At 48.2% G+C, this 20,199-nt stretch carries 11 protein-coding genes; 4 read left to right on the top strand and 7 right to left on the bottom strand.

Features of this window, described 5'->3' with window-relative positions:
* The first annotated feature begins 52 nt into the window (after positions 1-52).
* Positions 53-457, top strand: a complete 405-nt coding sequence (locus Pan54_RS05825) for a helix-turn-helix transcriptional regulator (protein WP_242631230.1) — start codon at positions 53-55, stop codon at positions 455-457.
* Positions 458-486: 29 nt separating this feature from the next.
* On the opposite strand, the gene Pan54_RS05820 is transcribed toward Pan54_RS05825, so the two are convergent.
* The 7 genes from Pan54_RS05820 to Pan54_RS05790 all read right to left on the bottom strand — a co-directional run bounded on the left by Pan54_RS05820 (position 487) and on the right by Pan54_RS05790 (position 12,821).
* On the bottom strand, positions 487-2,514 hold the full coding sequence (locus tag Pan54_RS05820; protein WP_390621940.1) for an FAD-dependent oxidoreductase: 2,028 nt from the start codon (positions 2,512-2,514) through the stop codon (positions 487-489).
* Between the two features lie 704 nt (positions 2,515-3,218).
* Positions 3,219-3,986 (bottom strand): 3',5'-cyclic-nucleotide phosphodiesterase, encoded by a 768-nt coding sequence (locus tag Pan54_RS05815; protein ID WP_165441603.1) that lies wholly within the window; start codon positions 3,984-3,986, stop codon positions 3,219-3,221.
* A gap of 22 nt (positions 3,987-4,008) precedes the next feature.
* Positions 4,009-5,835, bottom strand: coding sequence for an adenylate/guanylate cyclase domain-containing protein (locus tag Pan54_RS05810; RefSeq protein WP_146502612.1), 1,827 nt, complete (start codon positions 5,833-5,835; stop codon positions 4,009-4,011).
* Positions 5,836-5,927: 92 nt separating this feature from the next.
* Positions 5,928-7,793 carry a glutaminase A gene (glsA, locus tag Pan54_RS05805; RefSeq protein ID WP_146502611.1) on the bottom strand — a complete coding sequence of 622 codons (1,866 nt, stop codon included), beginning with the start codon at positions 7,791-7,793 and terminating at the stop codon, positions 5,928-5,930.
* 597 nt (positions 7,794-8,390) lie between these two features.
* Positions 8,391-11,363, bottom strand: a complete 2,973-nt coding sequence (locus tag Pan54_RS05800) for an ABC transporter permease (RefSeq protein ID WP_146502610.1) — start codon at positions 11,361-11,363, stop codon at positions 8,391-8,393.
* Between the two features lie 75 nt (positions 11,364-11,438).
* The gene (locus Pan54_RS05795) at positions 11,439-12,395 is read right to left on the bottom strand and encodes an ABC transporter ATP-binding protein (protein WP_146502609.1); all 957 of its coding nucleotides are present in this window, start codon (positions 12,393-12,395) and stop codon (positions 11,439-11,441) included.
* A 45-nt stretch (positions 12,396-12,440) separates the two neighbouring features.
* Positions 12,441-12,821 (bottom strand): GntR family transcriptional regulator, encoded by a 381-nt coding sequence (locus Pan54_RS05790; RefSeq protein ID WP_146502608.1) that lies wholly within the window; start codon positions 12,819-12,821, stop codon positions 12,441-12,443.
* A 621-nt stretch (positions 12,822-13,442) separates the two neighbouring features.
* Here Pan54_RS05790 and Pan54_RS05785 point away from each other — a divergent pair.
* From Pan54_RS05785 to Pan54_RS05775, 3 genes are all read left to right on the top strand, one after another.
* Positions 13,443-14,828 carry an efflux RND transporter periplasmic adaptor subunit gene (locus tag Pan54_RS05785; protein WP_165441602.1) on the top strand — a complete coding sequence of 462 codons (1,386 nt, stop codon included), beginning with the start codon at positions 13,443-13,445 and terminating at the stop codon, positions 14,826-14,828.
* A 97-nt stretch (positions 14,829-14,925) separates the two neighbouring features.
* Positions 14,926-18,036 carry an efflux RND transporter permease subunit gene (locus tag Pan54_RS05780; RefSeq protein ID WP_146502606.1) on the top strand — a complete coding sequence of 1,037 codons (3,111 nt, stop codon included), beginning with the start codon at positions 14,926-14,928 and terminating at the stop codon, positions 18,034-18,036.
* A gap of 281 nt (positions 18,037-18,317) precedes the next feature.
* Entirely contained in the window at positions 18,318-20,198 is a 1,881-nt protein-coding gene (locus tag Pan54_RS05775; protein ID WP_146502605.1) for a heavy metal translocating P-type ATPase, read from the top strand.
* Position 20,199 lies beyond the last annotated feature (1 nt).

Genomic DNA, 20,199 nt, shown 5'->3' with positions numbered 1-20,199 from the left:
AAGAGATGGATTAAGCAGTCGCTGATGTGTTTATTAAAACAAGGGTGCTCGTGTGAAGAAATCTGCAAAAGCTACGAAGAAAAAGCCAGTCGTCGTTTCCCATTCAGAGGGAGCGAATAAACAAGTGCTGACAAAATCTCTAAAATCAACTTCTACAAAAGAGAGCTCGCGACCCCTGGAACACGCTCGCTGGACGTTTTTGACAAATCACGCCCACGTATTGATCGTGCTGCATGAAAACTCTCAGATGGTTCTCAGGGAAGTCGCGGTTGCCGTTGGGATTACAGAACGCGCGGTTCAAAGAATTGTTCAAGATCTTGAAGAGGGCGGCTTCATCAAACGGGTCAAGGTGGGACGGAAGAATCAATACACCGTGATCGAAGACAAGTCGTTACGCCATCCCATTGAAGCCCATCGGCAGATTGGAGATCTCCTCAGTTTAATATCTGAGAAGTGAATTCAGTAATGGCCTTTCGCCAGAGCAACTTACTCGTCTTTCGGAAGCAATTGCATCGCGTCGACAATGATAAAGCCTGCCGTTTGACTGTTGCGGATGGTAATCATTGTTTCAACTCCGCTTTCCAGTTGTACGTTGCCAATGAATTTGAAATGCTGGCCTGAAGGCAGAGGCTTGGTTTGATCTACAGTGAATTCTTTTTCGTGGGAGCCACTGATTACGATCACAGGCACGTTTGTGGCGCGGGTCTCGTGAGCCGAATAGCTCATCAACAATTGATATTCACCTGACTTCGGTACATTGATTCGGAAGGTAGCCGATGTGCTACCGTCGCCTTTCGTTTTGATGCCCGGCTTGCCACTAAAGAGATAACCATTGCCGATGTGCGGTTTAAAATTTGTCGAGTGAGACCATTCCCCCGTCAGCATGGCGTTCGCATCATCCAGCACGATTCCCGGCAAAGTCTTCAAGGAGATGGATCCTGTTGTCGATGGGTATTCGGAGACGTCAGGCAGTTCGAGAACCTGGCCTTGTGCTAACAGTCGTTTGCGAAGCTGTAGATACGGCAGTTCCTGAACAGTCGCATCACTTTGAGCTGCTAATGCAGCAGCGATACCGGCGCTTTGGCCGATGATCATCCAGGTCCCTTCAATCCGCAACGACGAGATCCCCACATGGCTGCACGACAATGCGACGGGCACAAGCAGGTTGTCGCATTGCTCGGGCCTGGGCAGGATCGAACGGTACGGTACGTGGTACGCATAGCCCTGTTTGGGATTCTTTCGCCTCACAGGGTAAATCGTCCCCTCATTGATCACCCCTCCACCTTCGAACGCGATACGCTGGCAGTCGTGCGAGTCGATCGGAAACGAGGAGATCGCAATCGGATCGTCCTTCTCCGGTTCTTCCAGGATGTCTTTCTGGCTGATGACGTACATCCCCTTCATTCGCCGTGACTCGCGGACGTAGAGTGCTGGCGAGAAGTGGTCGTAGCTCGCGAACTCGTCTTTGCACAAGCCGAGAGTGGAGTATCTGTTTCGAATGCTCACGGGCACAGCCGGGTCGGTCGTCAGAAAGTGATAGAATTCCAGAGTGTACTGCTTGTGAGCTTCCCAGATCTTCTTTCGCCCCGCTTCGTCAGCTGAGTGCCATTCCTTGCCTCCCCCAACCAGCCCCAACGAGAACTGCCCGCCAATGGAGTTGTTGCCATCGAGCTTGTCCCCGGGTAGCGGGTAGAGATCGAACCCAACTCGTACGCCGGCCTTCAACGCTCGGCGAACGATTTCGAACCGGGCCGGGTCGTAGTTGGATGGAGCGGGCATCGGTATGCGGTTATCTGGGTCCTCGGTCATACAGAGCCGGAAACTGTAGGTCATCACGTTGCTGTCCCCTCCCTCCTCTGCACCGGCATCATCGGTCGTGACCAGCGGCAGCAGGTTGCCCTGTTCGTCGAAGCCGTTGATGTTCATCTTTTGTTTGGGATACTGCTTGCCGGCCAGCGACTCGCCATATTCCGCGCGTTCCTCGCGGCCTATCGTCCAGTTCACCCCCGCGGCCGCCATCAGATCGCCCTCATATGAGCCGTCAACATAAACCCGGGCTGTAAATGTACCGTTCTTCGTGATCAGAGAGGTAATCCGAGGACCATCTTTCGTCACTGACTTCAAATAGCGTTCGGTCAGTACGCGGACTCCAGCCTCATCGAGCATCTGCATCGTCACACGCATCGCGACGTTTGGCTCAAAGGTCCACAGTGACTGATCCTTCACGCCAGGAAAGTAAGGAGCATTGAGTCCACGATCCGTGTAATCCTTGACGACACGCATATGCCACTCTTCGAACAACCCTCTCACCGCACTGCGAACCATTTGGTTGGAGTCGCAGTGGCTCAGCCCGCCCGTGTTCATACCACCGACATGGTCTGTCGGTTCCAGAAGGATAACAGTAGCCCCCTCGCGAGCTGCAGCGATCGCAGCGCAAAAGCCAGCCGGGGTGGAGCCGTAGACAATCACATCAGCTTCGTTCCCGGCCATGCCTTTCTGACTGAAGGTCGTCATCAAAGTAATCGTAAGTAAGAAGCATCGAATCAAAGGTGTCATAAGTAATTTCATAATTTTAAGTTCTACGAGTGCGTCTTCCACACTAATAATGTGGGTTGATGTTCTTATTAAGCACGACAACGGAGTGCGTTACAGTTATTTGATGCCCAAATCTAAGTCCTGAAACGGCACTAGACCATTTTCAAATGGATTCTGCAGTCACGTGAGCATCAAAGGACTGTAAATGTGGTATTAGCTCCTGCCATATGCTGCGGTTCATTTTTGAATACGCTCTGAGATCTCGATATCCCTGGCGAACGATCTGGTAAGTGTGGAGACTGACTGAAAACGTTAAATCACGTCGAACGCAGACCGCCGCTCACATCAGCACTTACGTTCAGCCGCGTGTAAATTTCTATTTTCAATGTATCGCCAAACGTTTTGTAATCGCCTCGCGTTGTCAGTAAGTATAATTACATTTTGTTCCGCCAAAAAGTTTATCACCAATCCCGACTGCCCCAAACAAATAATATTTGCTGCACCCCTCAAGAAGCAGACCCAACGACATTTTATACCCCAGATCTGCAAATGAGATTCTTGACCACAAATGACGACACACAGATTTACGACAAGGACTGGGGAGTGGACAGCCGGGGGCTTCAGTTGCGAATGAAGAGCGATTCTTATCGAGTTTTATACCGCTGGAGAAACGGCCCTGCAGATCAGATTGTGATCTCAAGGTTTGGTGGGGAAATATGAAGTTCCCGAATTTTCAATTCCTGGAGTTCACGTATGACTTCCTCATGATATGTAGCCTTGACATGGATCGCATAAACAGGAATGTTGAAATGATTGAGTTTGGCAAGTTCACTCTGAAATCGCTGCGGAGTCAGATGACCAGCTTTATCTGCCAGCCACTGCATTCGATTTGGAAAGCTGCATTCCAGAAAGAGGGCACTTAAATTTTGGACTTCATTTAACAGCTTCCAGACTTGTACCGTAGGCAAAGTATCAGAAATAATTGCCAAAGTCGTAGTCGCCTCCTGAATAATAAAGCCCATGGTTGGAACAACATGATTGAGCAGAACCGGTGTGATTGACAAATTTTCAATTTTAATCGGTTCCTGACTACTCAACTTCTGTTGACGAAGAAACGGAGTTTCTTCTTCTGAGAGTCGAAATAAATCTGGCCAAACGCGATCATTAAAAAAGTCAGTGTGAAGCGAGGCCAGTGTTTCTGAAGTGCCATAAACTGTCGGGCAATCGTCACTGGGTTTATAGACGTTATCCAGAAACAGCGGCAATGTGGCGACATGGTCTAGATGGGAATGGGAAAGGAATACATGCTCGATGTCCTGTTGAGTTCGTAACGGTGTGATTAGCCCGAGTGTCCCAGCATCAATTGCGATCTCATCGTTGATGAGAATGGTTTGGGCAAACTGAATGCATTCGTCTGGCCCAAGGCTGCTATTTATAATACGAACTTTCACAGACATACTTCTCCCAGAAATTTTATTTGGACGGCAGGGGGATGATTCCATCCCAGTTCTCCGGAGCAACGCGATCGTGAGAATCGAGGAACGACAACAAGAACCCAGAGGGCTTATCCTGCTCAGCGTGAGGCCGAATCAAACCAGCCGCTTCCTCAAACAGACCATGCTCAATGGCTTTGAGCGCTCGGTCGTAATTCAAATAGACTTCTCGGTTTGACTCCGGCATGCTACCGGAAGGTTGTAACGAGTAGACAGTCAGAGGCTGATGCATCCCCTTGGGGTAGAATCGTCCAAGCTTGCGAAATTTTGCGTCCATTGCTGCGAAGCGATCGCCAATAGTTTGAACAGCCGCTTCGTCAACGCAGATCTGCGTTCCAAATAATTTGGTCATCCCCTCCAGTCGTGCCCCCTGGTTAACGATCGGTCCAAAAACACCAATCTTTGACTGCGATGAAGTTCCAACCTGTCCGGCAAGTGCCTTGCCAAAAGAGACACCAAAGCCAACAGAAAAACCTCTCAGAAGACTGTCTGGCTCGCGATTGGCTTCATCGAATGCGTGTCCAATAAGCATCGCAGCCAGGAGGGCAGGAGCAGCTCCTTCGTTACCAGCGACAGGCCATCCCCAGAAACCAAGTGCGGCATCTCCCTGAAAATCAGCAATTGTGCCGTCGAAATCAAGAATGCCATTTGCCATCACTTCCAAAGCTTCACTGACACTTTCGAGTAACTTCGGAAGGTCCTCTCTTAATTCTTCAGCTTTGCGGGAGAATCCTCGGATATCACAAAAAAGAACCGCAATATCGCACTCAGCTGGTTGAATTGACTGACGGCTTGAGAGGCTTTGAATGACATTCGGTGAAAAGAATGAACTGAGGCGAGTTCTATGTTCCTGTAAGGTTCGGACTTGACGAATCGAACCGATAAATTGAGCAACTAATTCGGTAAACCGCAAATCTCCAGCCAGATCTTCTTCCGTCACAAGCAGAGATTCTTTTCTCGTGCCTGCTCCTGAGACATACAGGCACCAGCCGTCACTCGATTCTCCAATCACTGGTGAGCAGAATGCCCAGGAGAGCCCTCCCGTCATCGTGAACTGGCTTTCGGATTCTTCGCCCCAGACATGGATAACACTACCTCTCTGCGAAAGTGCTCGCAGCATCAATCGATGGCTGGGGAGAAATCGAAAATTCAGATCTTCCCGAGTTCCCACTCGAGTCATAATTGGCTTAGGCAGGACTTGAGGATTGCTGGCCGGATGAACGGTCTCGGCATCGAGATTTGAGTAAATTTGATTCGAATCGAACACGACGACAGCCACTGCATGAGCCTGTGGAATAGCCTCCAGTAATAAATCGACAAGTCGCTCTGCGAGCCTGATATCATTCTCGGATTCGCGAATTATCTCAGGAAGTTTTGCCAGGATTTCAATCTGTTGCTCGCTATTGGCAAATTTAATCCGATGCAATTCTTCAGCAAGATAGACGTGTTCATCGCGACCAACCTGATTGTCTTCCTCATGAATAGTGTCAATTGTTCCCAATGAATCGGCGAGGATCTGAAAATGGAATTCCGTACTACCAATTTTAAAGATGTCACCCTCGTCAATCCTGCATTTTCGAAACCTCTTTCCCTGGTATTGAATTGGATTTCGAGCGGCTGGAAAGGAGTCAATATGGAGTTGATTATCGACCAACTGAACGCTGGCATGCTCACGGGAGATGGCCCGATCCCATGTTACTGAAATTTCAAGTTGTGCGTCCCGGCCCAGTCGTATTTTTTGAACTGGTAACAACTGAAAGACAGCTTTGTTTTCATGATGATCCGAAGCTTGCAGGACATAATTCATGGGATTTAAATTCGTATTACTATCGAGTTGATACCGAATGAGATGAAAATGACTTCAATCAATCATCACAACTCTCCGCAGCAGGAAACCTTCTATTGACTGAGAGTTCGGACTTCATCAGTCAGCTTACGTACGCGAACAGAAAGTCTACGTGCAATATTTTCAAGAATTGTGAATTTGATGGATGGGTAGGTCTGCGTAAGTTTTTCGTAAGCCTCCAGAGGAAACTGATAACAGACGACCTTCCCATTTGCGATCACGCTGGCTGATCGATTACTGCGTTCAATGATGGCCATCTCTCCGAAAGCCATGCCCGGCGAACATGTTGTCAATCGTCGTTTCTGACCGTTGGGAAGGTCAATATAAATTGAAACCTGACCGACAGCCAGCAAGTAGATCGCCTCTGCAGGTTGGCCCTGCTTAATGATGGCATCACCATCCTCATAATAACGCTTATTGAGAAGGCGAAGTAAAGTATTCACCTCTTCACTGTGAAGCCCTCGAAGTAAATCAAAATCAGGAAGTTCCGTTAATTCGTAATTCGTTCTTGGCTGTATTTGATTTTGCAGCAGGAGATCTTCACAGAACTCGATAGCGTCATCAGTATCCGTTTTCACTCGAAAGAAGGACGACAATCCAAACGATTCGATGACAGCAACAAGTTCAGGATGGTCAATCACATGCGTGCAAATTACGTCTTTAATCTGATCAAAATTGCATTCAAAGAATTTGAAGAAAAAGTCTAAAGCTGGTCGATCGGAGCCCAGTATGCGTTTGAAATCAATAATTAAATACTCGGACGTGTCCGGCAACGCCATAATGTCTCTGATAACGATCTCTATGGAGGCGAGTGTTAAGTCGCCTTGAAGCTCATAAATTGTAATTCGTTTTCCTAGTTCAGACATTAACTTCATCTCTGATTCTGGTCGAACTCGTTTTGAACCGACTTTATCCGCTGAATAGCGCGAGCGAATGACGGACTTCGTCGAACGATTTACATTAAACAAATGCAAATCAAAGTGTTCCGAAAGTTCAGAAAACACTTGTATTCCTCGCACACTGTTGCCGCGTTCATCCAGCAATGGAGAAAAGACAGCAATCCCAAGATGCCCTGGCAGAACTCCGATAATGCCTCCTCCGACTCCACTTTTCGAGGGCATTCCAACTCGAAATATCCATTCTCCGGAATAATCATACATGCCACAGGTTGACATCACACTGAGAACACGTGTAACGCACCATTCATCGATGACGGTTTTGCCAGTAATCGGAGAAACGCCTCCATTAGCCAAAGTCGCAGCCATCACAGCCAGGTCGCGACAGTTGACTAATATGGAGCATTGCCGAAAGTAGAGATCCAGGACTTCTTCAGGAGCTGAGTCGAGCTTCTTGACATTTCGCAACATGTATCCAATCGCTCGGTTACGATCCCCCGTTTCCGATTCCGACTGATAAACACTTTCATCAATCGATACGGGACGGCCCACATAATCCGAAAACGTCTGGAGTAATCTGGAATATTTTTGTTCAAAATTGTCACCAAGAATCAATCCTGTCGATGCAATGGCGCCGGCATTGATCATGGGGTTGAACGGTCGACCAGAATCCTTCTGCAAACTAATTGAATTGAAAGCATCGCCGGAGGGTTCAACACCGATACGATCATTCACGTATGCAAGCCCGTTGTCCTGCAGCGCCATCCCGTAAACAAACGGCTTAGAGACCGACTGAATCGTAAAGTCTTGAGCGGTGTCGCCGACCTGATATATTTGGCCATCGATTGTCGCAATGCTTATCCCAAACCAGTTCGGATCAGCACGACTCAACTCCGGGATATAATCGGCTAAAGCACCATCCCGACTATCTGCATATTTCGCATGGACCTCCTGTAAATATGCCAGTAGTGGATGAATTCTCGCTCTGATATTACCTTCTTTGCAATCATTGGAATTTGTCATCAACAGCCTCAAGTTGAGTATCACAGCAGAGTCGAGCGCAGCAGGGATTTTGAATGAACATACCAGAAGGAATCACCCATTAGCAAGTCGATGACATCGACATTATACGTCATCAACAACGCGAAAAAGGTGCACTTCGGCGCATCTTTCAATGTCTCCAAATTTGAAGGGAATTGTTAATGCTCGTGCATGAACACTCATAGAAAGCTCCGTGTAAACACACTCTTCTGCTTCGCCCCTCGTTATATGTCGTCTCATTCTGAAGTCCACGCCCTATTTCACACTGCAGGGCAAGCCAACGGTGACACACGTCAAACGACATTGAACGGTAGACAGAGCACTCCTGCTTTTTGAATGTTATCGCTGAAAACTAAAACAAAGAGTGCAACTTCAAAAAGCGTCAGCGAGGCGGAAACAATAGGGATTACTCACCTCGTTGACCATGGTCGACATAGAGAATATGCAACTCATCCTACAATGCCACACTGGCCCCTTGCTGACGTTTCGGCTCAATATTCAATGGAGTTTTACAAATTTGCGACAAGCAGCAGAATAACATTTCGCTTTTCGCAGTCCGTTATTGGACAAAACATTCAATTAGTTTTTCATCGGGAGTTCACAGTTCAATGACCAGTCGTTGAAACTTGCGTTTTCTTTGACTTTCGTGCCGACGTTTAATTCCTCACCCGTTTTCAGTTGAGCCAGTCTGTTGAAAATCAATTCGCGATATCGGTTCTGGCTGATTAAAATGTAGCGAGTCGGCTTCTCTACTGTCGGAGCATACTCCATATCCAATTCCCAGCGTCCACGACTCCATAAGAGAGGAAACTTAACAGGGATTTGTTCTTCTCCACGGACGAGTTCCCCGTTGAAATCTGGTGGCACATATTCAAACGGCAGCCCCGTCCATGGGTCTATTGGCAATTCGGCCAATTCCGTCGGCAAGAGTTCCTGCAATGACTTTGGATAAACCCCAGTTCGTTTTTGAAATGCCATCAAAGCCAGTACTGTCTGTGTGAATCGATATTCTTGATGGGTTTCAATGAATGCGAGAAATGATTGATGCTGATAAGAGATCCACAAATTCGGGTCGATAAAATAAAAACGTTGCAATCCATTCTCGACATATATTTTCTTCCAGGAATCTCCAACAACAGCATCGTTGAGAACTAAAGCATCCAATCTCCTTGCTTCACTCCATACGTCATTACTGGTGTTAATCAATGTTCGCCGGAAATGTTCCTGCTCTGAAGGTAACATCAGCGGCATGACCAGCATTGCTTCGCCAAGCAAATTATCCTGATGAGTCGAGTTGAGTTGTTCCGGAGTTGGAAACAGCGCTGTTTTCAGCTTTTCGAGTGCAATCGAGTTAATATTCTGTAAACCCTGATATGTGCCTGCATATTTATTTTCAACGATATCCGACAGCTTTGGGAGATTACTTTCGCGGACTTTGCATTCGATTGCTAATTCCTTTAACGATTCCGAGTTTTCCTCAGCATATAGATGATAAATGAGACCAGTCGATTTTTTATCAGTGCTGCGACTGTTGTAGAAAAGTCGTGCCATGTTTTCGTTACTCATGAAACTTCGATATTCATAAAGAGTTTTTGCATAGAGGGCATCATAATCCCACAGATATCTCAATTCCTTCTGTGCAGAATGATTCCCTATGAGTTCCTCAGGCAGATATCTCGACGCCCATAAGATACGACTTTTAAGATGGTGATAATCCAGCGTATTTACGGTACGTTTATTTTCAATCACTTGAGTTTCGATCAGCAATGGTTTACCAGCATCGACCTGTTGCTCTAACAATTGCATAATCTGATGAGCAATTGGTGCTCGAAGTGCCCAATGCTTTTCACGGAGAGCCATTAGTTTTGACTCACCTGTAGGATCTTCCGAGGTCGGGGTCCTCGGCTCTTCCCTCCACTTTCTCTCGACTTCTGAATGTTCAGACTCAAGTTCTACGAATTCCTGACACAGGGAACGATATCTCTGTGTAAACTCCGCATCTGTTTCCTGCTCCGACAATTTCAGATGCGCTAGACCGAATAAGCTTCGATTCAATGGAACGCTGTAGGCTCGATAGCTACAAAACCCGATAAAGCCGATTAATACGGCCAATGGCAAGGCAAGCAACATACTCCAGCGAAAGCGGAAGCGTTCATTGCGATCAGCCAATAGATCTGCTGTTTTCATCCAACTGAGATATCCGTAGGCGATGATGACCGGAGTGAAAACAATCCACAAAGAGACCTCCGCATAATTGACTCCCTGACCGATCATCATGATCCAGAAAAAGTTGATGCCCAGCGTACATAAAATCGCCAATACAATTTGCGACACCATGAGCATCATTTTCTGAGTCGCAAAAAAGACCACCAGAGCAATTACCCAGGGGCTGTTCAGATTAATTTCGCTGATCGGAATGCTTGCTTGCGATAAGCGCACCCAAAAACTGCTTGTATCACGTGTCGATCCTGCCCAGCCTCCTTGACCCGCGAATTGGATCATTTGAACCGTAAATAAAATCGAGAATAGTACGAGCAGCCAGATTGCATTTTTACTTAACCAGAAATCAAAACCTGTCGCTCCTCTTTGATACCAGAATCGCGGTCGAGATCGATTCTGCTCGCTGTAAAAGCACAACACACCCAACAGAAATGGAATCAGCACCCACGAGAAGGAAGGAATTTGCATGTCTCCCCACCACGTAAACAGGATTTCCATCACGACGGCAAACAGCATCAGCAGCATCCAAGACCATCCACTTTGACGCACCTCACACCAGAGCACCCGACTGGCAAACCGCCACTTTGGGGAGAGCCGATGTCCATAGGCAACCACATTCCACTGGAGTGATGGCCATTCCCAACCTGACAAACCTACCAGTTGACGACCTGTCAACCAGCGTTGAATTACCAGCGCATCCAATCCGGCAAGAATTACAATCAGCACACCGTATTTCCAATGCCAGCGAAAATACAAATCGGCTACATCTTGCATCAGCGTCGAATCTGAGAGGGTGATCGTGAGAATTATTAATGCAATAACTGCACCGACGAGAGCTGTGAGTAGTCGGTTCGTCAGGCAGGAAAACAAAATCCCCAACTCAAGAGCGGTAATCACAGATAACGACGGACCCCAGAAAAAATCCATGGACTCCGATGAAAGATATGCATTGGTGACTCGAGGATCACCCATCAACCTGAGGGATACTATGACCAGCCAATTTATCATAAAAAGGCAGCCGACCAATACCAATAAGCCGCACATTGCCACAATCACTTTGCTCGCCCAGATCTGCCAGGGCGGAATATCAAGACGGCGGAGCAAATTCTCTGCCCCGAATTCCCGCTCACCTGCGAACATCAGCACGCCCATCAGCAGGGCTGCTGCAATTACAGTCGCGATGTGAAATGCCAGTAACCCTACTCGCGTAGAGCTGTTAATACTACCGGTGAGAATGTAGAACGATCCGAACAAACTCAACACCAGCATCAAGCCGATGAACGGTCCAACAATTCGGTACTCTTTCCAAATCATCTGCCGTAGACCATTCATGACGATCTCCTTAAATATTCTGAAACTGCTAAGACATCTTCTGAAATGACGTAATCGAATTCCTCATGGTGTGCGTTATTTCGCCAGTGAACTCGCAGTGGCTTCCTCTGGCTTTGCTGACACAGCCTGTTCGTCTGATTTTTCTCGTGATGACATCAACAGCCGTAGTAAGACATCTTCAAGAGAAGGAGTACGGATTTCGTAAATCAATCCTGAAATCTGATTGAAGTAGTTCCTTAGTTCATTCTCATTTGTATTAAGAAACAGCCACTGCTGTTGACTCCCACTCGTCTCCTGAGAGATCACCTCGCCCGGTAAGTCCTGCTTATCGAGTGCAGTAATATCGCCCGTCAACACGACTTCGCAACAACTCTGCTTCAATTCTTCGAGACGCGCCTGCATGACGAGCTTGCCTTTGATCATAATCACAACCGCATCGGCTACCCGCTCCACTTCCGCGACTTGATGACTGGCCAGCAGCACTGTCCGCCCTTCCGCAGCCACACGAACCATACTTTCGAGAAATTCACGCCGAACAAGGGGATCAAGCCCCGAGGTCGGCTCATCCAGAATGAGCAGCCCCGGCTCATGCGCCAAAGACAACGCCAGTGACACTTTCGCTTTCATTCCCCGCGACAACTGTTTGATTTTCTTATCGAGCGGCACGCGATATTCGCTCATCAAATCACAAAATCGCTCGTAATAGCCGGAGGGGTAAAATCCCGAAGCAAACCAGCCCGTTTCTCCAACGGTCATCCAGTCATATAGACAGGGTTCATCGGGCACATAGCCAACTTGTTGACGGATTTCCTGGCTATGAACAGCCGAATCGAGACCTAATACGTGAGCAGACCCGTCATCGGCTTTCAACTTCCCGAGCAGGATATTGATCGCCGTCGTTTTGCCGGCGCCATTTTCTCCCAGAATCGCGATCACCTCGCCAGAGTTCCCAGAAAACGAAACACCATCGAGAGCAGTTTGCCGTCGAAAACGTTTGGTCACGTTCTGCAATTCAAATGCGGCTTGACTCATTTTCTCAGTCCTCTTTAAAGTCTTTATTTGTAGTCACAAGGTCAGTTATTTCCACAATCGACGAATTTCCCTGTCCATCCAGGTTCGCACTTCCGATTCACTCAATTCACTCGCCTGAGCTTCTGCTAAAACACTTGTCAGATTTTCCTGAGCCAGTCGTTTCCGTTCTTTCACGCAAATCGTCTTGGCTTCTTTCGTAATTTCCATCCCCGTGCCGCGCACCGATATGACAATTCCTTCCCGTTGCAGTTCCCGATAAGAGCGGGCAATCGTATTTGCGTTGACTGCCAGTGTCCCGGCCAACTCACGAACTGAAGGAAGTAAATCTCCAGGTTTGAATGAACCTTGTGCGATTGCGTATTTGACCTGCCGACAAATCTGCTCAAAGATCGGCACTCCGCTACCAGATTCAATTTGAAAAAACATTATCTCTACCTGGAGTCGTTAAGTGACTGTATCTAACCAGCACACCTTGTGTACTATTACATTAGTACAATAATACTCCGAGACAGCATTCGTCAAGCATAACATCTCTAAACTAGTAGAATTAAATAAGTCAGAAGCGATTTATCTGAACTCCAATCGCTGAAGTGATCATCAAATCAACAGAATTAGAACGGTGACATGGGCTACAGAATGAAGTCTCGGAGTTCTTATGAATAACTGAAGCAGTCCGGCTCAAGTGCTCTGGTGAATTTTCTATTTCGGATAAACTTTCAGTGAGAGCCATCGAATCGAACACGTGAAGCATCGTCTGGAAATTGAGCGAAATGGACAGAATCTGTCCACCCCCATGGCAAAGCACTTTACTTCTTAAGTCTTCAAGAGTGCTGAAATGCAAAATCCGCCAGCAAAACGGCAATTCTATGGACTGGCATAAGACGTGCATTGAAAGTTGATTCGAGTCAAATTCCGAATCAAATCAACTTTTGGATTGCCATGAATTACATATCGAAATCAGCAAATAAAAATGATTTATTGCACAGCTTATTGAAGGGATTGCCGACAATCCTGGTTTTAGCTGTAATGGGTGCAGCATGGATGATCATGCATCACATTAATTCATCGGGTGGATCTTCAGAGGAATCGGTGGAGACAACTGGCGAATCGGAAGAGTCTGATACAATCACCCTGCCAGAAGGAAAGTTCAAGACTGGGAAGTTTGAAAGTGTGCCTGCCGAGCAAAGGTCGGTGCAGCATGTCCACACAGTGCCCGGGAGATTGCGATACGATCAGACAAAGCATGTCGATGTCAAAGCTCCCATGGATGGAATTCTAACTGAGGTTCTGGTGACTCCAGGGGATTTCGTGAATACTGGCGACCTGATTGCGGTGATCCGCAGTCCGGAAATCGGACAGGCACGTGCTGAAATTCTCAAGCGACAGCAACAACGCGAAATTGCTCTCAAAGTCCTGGAGCGGGAAGAACTCCTGGATAGCAACTTGAAGCAACTTTCTGCCATGCTTGAAGAAGGAAAATCTGTCAAGGAGATCGAAGCGGCTTCTGCAAATCTGGCCTTGGGGAGTTACCGTCAGGAGATTCTGTCGGCTTATTCAAATTTGGTGCTGGCCAAAGAACTGACAGAAAAAATTCGCCCGCTAGTCGAGTCAGGTTCTGTTCCGGGTCGGACTCTTAAAGAACGCGAGAATGAGCGACAACTGGCAGAAACGTCGTTTCTGACCGCTCGCGATCTTGCGAAATTCTCGGTCACTCAGGCGAAGATGAAAGCAGAAGCGGATGTTTCAGAAGCTGATCGTCAGCTTAATCTGGCGTGGCAATCTCTGGAAACATTGCTCGGTTACAAAGAAAATAAAGAGACTGCGAATCTGTCTGATGAAGAGTCGTTGTCCCGTCTGGAAGTTCGTGCCCCGTTTGCTGGAAACGTGGAATCGCGAGATTTTGCAAATAATGAACGCGTCGTCCGTGGAGCGTCACTGGTTGTACTCGCCAATACCGAGACTCTGTATGTCGAAGCCAGTATCCGTGAGAGTGATTGGTCGGCAATGGAACTCAAGCAGGGGACAATTGTCAAAGTCCTGGTCCCCGCACTGGATGATCGCACATTCGAGGCCAAAGTACATTATGTGGGACGGGAAGTTCAGGCCGAGACGAACTCCGTGCCCCTGGTTGCGACGATTGAAAATCAGGAGGGTTTGCTGCGTCCCGGAATGTATGTTCGTGTGACGATTCCGATAGGAACTCCACACGAAGCACTCTCCGTAAAGCCGGAATCAATTATTCAACATGAAAATCAGCAGTTTGTTTTTGTCGACATGCAGGGGGGAAAATTCAAACGATATGATATTTCTACCGGGCAAACCTCTGAAGATTGGGTTGAAGTGACCGATGGGCTCTCTACAGGTCAGATGATCGTCACTGACGGGGCATTTCTGCTGAAGTCGGAGTTTCTGTTACGCGGCGAAGGCGAATAAGTCATTCTCATCCATTGCTTCATTATCTCTCCCTCCGACATTCCAGCTAAGAACTCTATCTCCAACAGAGTTCGACTTTTCAGACTGACTTTCCATCATGCTCACGAAAATTATTGAACTCTCACTGGTCAATCGCGGTCTAGTCATCATCCTTACAATGTTGATGGCACTGGGAGGGCTGTATTCTGCCTTGCATCTTCCAATTGATGCCGTGCCCGATATGACCAACGTGCAGGTGCAGGTTGTGACCGATGCCGGTTCGCTCTCGCCTGTTGAAGTCGAGCGCTACGTGACCTATCCCGTCGAAAATACGATGGGAGGATTACCCGATGTGGAAGAACTGCGATCAGTCTCTAAGTTTGGGATTTCGGTGGTCACAATCGTTTTCAAAGAAGGCACGGAAATTTATCGGGCACGTCAGCTCGTCACTGAACGTCTTGCCGATGCTGCGAGCAGTATTCCTGCCGGTTATGGTTCGCCCACTGTGGGACCACTCACGACTGCTTTAGGGGAAATTCTGCAGTTTGAAGTTCGCAGCGACCGACATACGCCGATGGAATTACGCACCATGCTCGAATGGGACATTGCTTCCCGCCTGCGGCAAGTGAATGGTGTTACCGAAATTAATACCCATGGCGGCTACTATAAAACATTTGAAGTCCAGCCCGATCCCGATCGAATGACCAGCTACGGCATTTCGATGGATCTGCTCTTTCAGCGACTGCAGTCGAATAATAATACCTCTGGTGGTGGGTACGTTATTCATCACGACGAACAACGTTTCATTCGCGGCGTGTCTCTCCTAGAAGATGAAGCCGATATTGAATCGGTTGTGATTCGTCGCGAACCTGATGGAACCCCAATTCTGCTGAGAGATATTGCCAAAGTCAGTATCGAACCGATGACTCGCCAGGGAGCTGTCACCCGTGATGGTCGAGGCGAAGCGGTCACAGGACTTGTGATGATGCTCATCGGTGAGAACTCTCGCGAAGTTGTGATCGCGGCAAAGGAACGTCTGAAAGAAATCGAAGAGACTTTGCCTGAAGGAGTTCGACTCGAGGTGACTTATGACCGAGCCGCCCTGATTGGCCGCACATTGAAAACAGTCCTCACCAATCTGACCGAAGGGGGCATGCTGGTGATCGTGGTACTCCTGCTGATGCTGGGCAACTTGCGTGCGGGCATCATTGTTGCAATGGCCATTCCGTTGTCGATGTTATTTGCAACCAACGTCATGGCCTTCACAGGAGTGACCGCCAGTTTGATGAGCCTGGGGGCGATTGACTTTGGTTTGATTGTCGACAGCAGTGTCATCATGGTAGAGAACTGTATTCGGAAACTCTCTCACGATAATGGCGATACGAAACATGAAGATATCATTCTGGACGCAGCTGTCGAAGTTCGAAAACCGACCATGTTCGGGGAATTGATCATTGCCGTGGTCTTTTTGCCGATCCTGCTCCTGGAAGGAACCGAAGGTAAACTCTTTCGTCCGATGGCCTTAACGGTTCTGTTTGCCTTAGGTGGCTCATTAATTCTCTCACTCACTTTCATGCCAGCAATGGCATCCATCTTCCTGCCGAAGAAGATGAAGGAAGACGAAATCTTCCTGGTACGAATCGTCAAATTCTTTTACGAACCACTCGTCAGTCGCGCGATTCTGCATCCGCTGGTGACGATCATTATTGCTCTTTCTGTATTTTCGATCAGCATTCCGATGGCTCGCAATCTGGGAGCCGAGTTCATGCCCCGGCTCGAAGAAGGAGACTTATTGATCGAAGCCCAGCGACTCCCCAGTGCAACGCTGGAAGGTTCTATTGAGATGTCGACACAGATCGAAAAAATTCTCATGAAGTATCCCGAAGTGAAAACGGTCTTCAGTAAAACAGGGCGTCCGGAAATCGCCAACGATGTGATGGGAGTTCATCAAACAGACGTTTGGGTATTGCTTAAACCGGTTCACGATTGGCCATCGCATAAGACTCGCGACGAGTTGATTGAACAGATGTCTGAAGAACTCAATGCCAATGTTCCTGGAGTGGCCTTTGGCTTTACCCAGCCGATTGAAATGCGTGTCGATGAACTGGTCGCCGGTGTGAAAGCCGATGTTGCGGTTCTGTTATACGGCGATGATATGGAAATCCTCGGGCAGAAGGGTAAAGAAATTGAAGCTGTTCTGCGGGCGATTCCCGGAGCCGTCGATGTGAAGGCCGATTATCAGTCGAACCTTTCGACGTTAACAATCAAGACCAGACCTGAAGCACTGGCTCAATACGGAATCGATGCCCAGACAGTTTTAGATGTTGTGTCCTCGCTGGGAGGACATCAAGTCGGGCAGATTTTTGAGGGCCGGGCTCGTTACCCAATTATTGTTCGCATTCCTGAACAATGGCGTGAGAAGATCAACCTGCTGGAACAGATTCCCGTGGCTGATGACAATGGAAAATCGGTGCCGTTAAAGGAACTGGCTGATATCGCGCTCGAAGAAACTCCACCAACAATTGAACACGAAGGAAATCGCAGGCGAACATTCATTTCAGCGAATGTCCGCGGTCGGGATGTCGCGTCGTTTGTGAATGAAGCTCAGACAGCGGTGGCAGAAAAAGTCGAATTTGCTCCCGGTTATGAAGTTCGCTGGGGGGGAGACTTCGAGAATCTGCAGTCGGCTAGCCGACGACTGGTCATTATCACGCCGATTGTTCTGATCATCATCATGTTGCTGTTGCACACAAGTCTCGGATCCATGCGACTGGCGATGTTGATCTTTCTCGCGGTTCCGATGGCTGCTTCCGGTGGAATTATCGCACTCTATCTGCGAGGAATGCCGTTCAGTATTTCTGCGGGAGTTGGTTTTATCGCTTTGTTTGGAGTAGCGGTGCTCAACGGTCTGGTCTGGGTTAGTGCGGCAGAACACTCCCGCAAGATAGGCATGCCACTCGATCAGGTCAGCCACGACACGGCTCTGGTCCGTCTCCGTCCAATTTTAATGACTGCGTTAGTGGCCAGTCTGGGATTTTTGCCAATGGCAATGTCGACAAGTGATGGGGCAGAAATGCAGCGACCTCTCGCCACAGTTGTTATTGGTGGTCTGATCACCTCGACACTGTTGACATCGCTCGTTGTTCCAACGATTTATCCGTGGTTCGCCCGAGGCTTACACGATATCAAACTGACTCATCACTACGATCCCGAGACGGCACTTGACTAATTGGCACCGGGTGCATCGTTAGTTGGGTAAGCACGCCCCAGAACAAAGTGATGGGCGTGGGGATTACCGACGACCATTCCCTTCTCAATATTCAGAATATTACACGAAACCAAATTCAAACTGAATATCCGGTTACCATAGCCAGTTCCGCAAATGCGTAACGGGTGATTGACTGGAAAATTAGGGCTCATACCATCAATAAGTCGCTGTAGTAATTGGAACTGTGATAAGCTCTTGCATAATTTCATTTTAGTCATCAATCCAAAACAAGAGTCCTTTCTATGTCGCAATCCACTCTAGAGCTTAAGTGGTGGAAGCAGCGTGGTGTATTAATCGCACTGTTTTCGATCATTATGATTGCCCTGTATCTGGTGTTGCGATTGGGATTCGGCAGTGGCGAAACCGTTGCGAATATCCCACTGTGGCTTGTGTTAGCCTTGTGTGGAATCCCTCTGGTATGGGATCTCTTACTAAAAATGCTGCACCGCGAATTCGGCTCCGATCTGCTGGCTGGCATTTCAATTGTCGTTTCGGCGATTCTTGGTGAATATCTTGCGGGGTCTCTGGTCGTGCTGATGCTCTCGGGTGGAGAAGCCCTGGAATCTTACGCGGTGCGGAGTGCTTCTTCAGTGCTGAGAGCACTCAGTAAGAGGATGCCCTCCAATGCCCATCGAAAAGTCGATTCTAAAGTTGTCGACATTCCGCTGGAAGAGATCGCAATTGGAGATACTCTGGCCGTTTTTCCTCATGAAACCTGTCCCATTGACGGAACGGTCATCGAAGGGCACGGCGTGATGGATGAATCGTATCTGACGGGCGAACCTTACATGATGACCAAGACGCCGGGAGCAAGTGTCCTCTCGGGGGCGATCAATGGAGAATCGGCTCTCATCATCAAAGCGGATAAGCTGGCAATCGATTCTCGCTACGCAAAAATTATGGAAGTCATGGCTGCTTCCGAACAGCAAAAACCCAAACTGCGGCGTATGGCTGATCAACTCGGAGCCTGGTACACCCCCCTTGCAGTCGCTATTGGAATTGCAGCCTGGATCGCCACGGGAGATCCCGTGCGGTTTCTTGCGGTCATGGTCATTGCCACCCCCTGCCCTTTACTGATTGCAATTCCCGTAGCAATTATTGGGTCGATTTCACTCGCCGCACGGCGTGCAATCATCATTCGAGATCCCTCCTCTTTAGAAACAGCCGACACCTGTCGAACGCTGATTTTTGATAAAACCGGAACACTCACTTACGGCCAACCCAACTTGACCGATCAGATTGTTGCACCTCCCTTTGAATCAGAAGATGTTCTCTCTTTAGTCGCCAGTCTGGAAGTTTACTCCAAGCATCCCCTTTCCAACGCGATCGTTCAGGCAGCCAAAAAGTCTGGGGCTCTGCTAAAAAATGCTTCGGAGTTGAGCGAGAAACCCGGTGAAGGTTTATGGGGAATCGTCGCTGGACGAACCATTCAGGTAACCAGCCGCAATAAATTAAGTCGTTTCCATCCCGAGTTTCTCCAGGAATTGCCCGAGCAGCAGGCTGGTCTGGAATGTGTCATTCTGATTGATGACAAGTATGCAGCTACGTATCGTTTTCGCGATATCCCCCGTCCGGATGGAGCGAATTTTATAGGTCATCTCGGTCCGCGTCACCGTATCACGCGAACTCTGCTTGTTTCGGGCGACCGTGAATCGGAAGTCAGTTATCTGGCAGAACAGGTCGGCATTACATCGGTCTTCAGCAGTCAGACACCAGAACAAAAGCTGACGATCGTGAATGAAGAAATGCAAAATGGCAACACGATGTTTGTCGGTGATGGAATCAACGATGCTCCTGCTCTGATGGCGGCGACTGTCGGAATCGCATTCGGTCAAAATAGCGATGTGACAACCGAGGCAGCAGACGTTGTTGTTTTAGATAGTTCGCTCAGAAAGATCGATGAGTTTCTGCATATCAGTCGTCGGATGCGACGAATTGCCCTGCAAAGTGCGATCGGCGGGATGGCACTCAGTCTTGTCGGCATGATGTTCGCAGCCACGGGCTACCTGCCGCCGGTTGCGGGAGCCATCTGCCAGGAAATTATTGATGTTGTTGCTGTGCTGAATGCACTTCGCGTGGCAATTCCTCCGAAAACCATCATCGATTATGAGACTTCGGAATAAT

Source organism: Rubinisphaera italica (genome assembly GCF_007859715.1).
GTDB classification, from domain to species: Bacteria; Planctomycetota; Planctomycetia; order Planctomycetales; family Planctomycetaceae; genus Rubinisphaera; species Rubinisphaera italica.
Note: the sequence above shows the minus strand (reverse complement) of the source record. Positions and strands in the feature narration are given on the sequence as shown.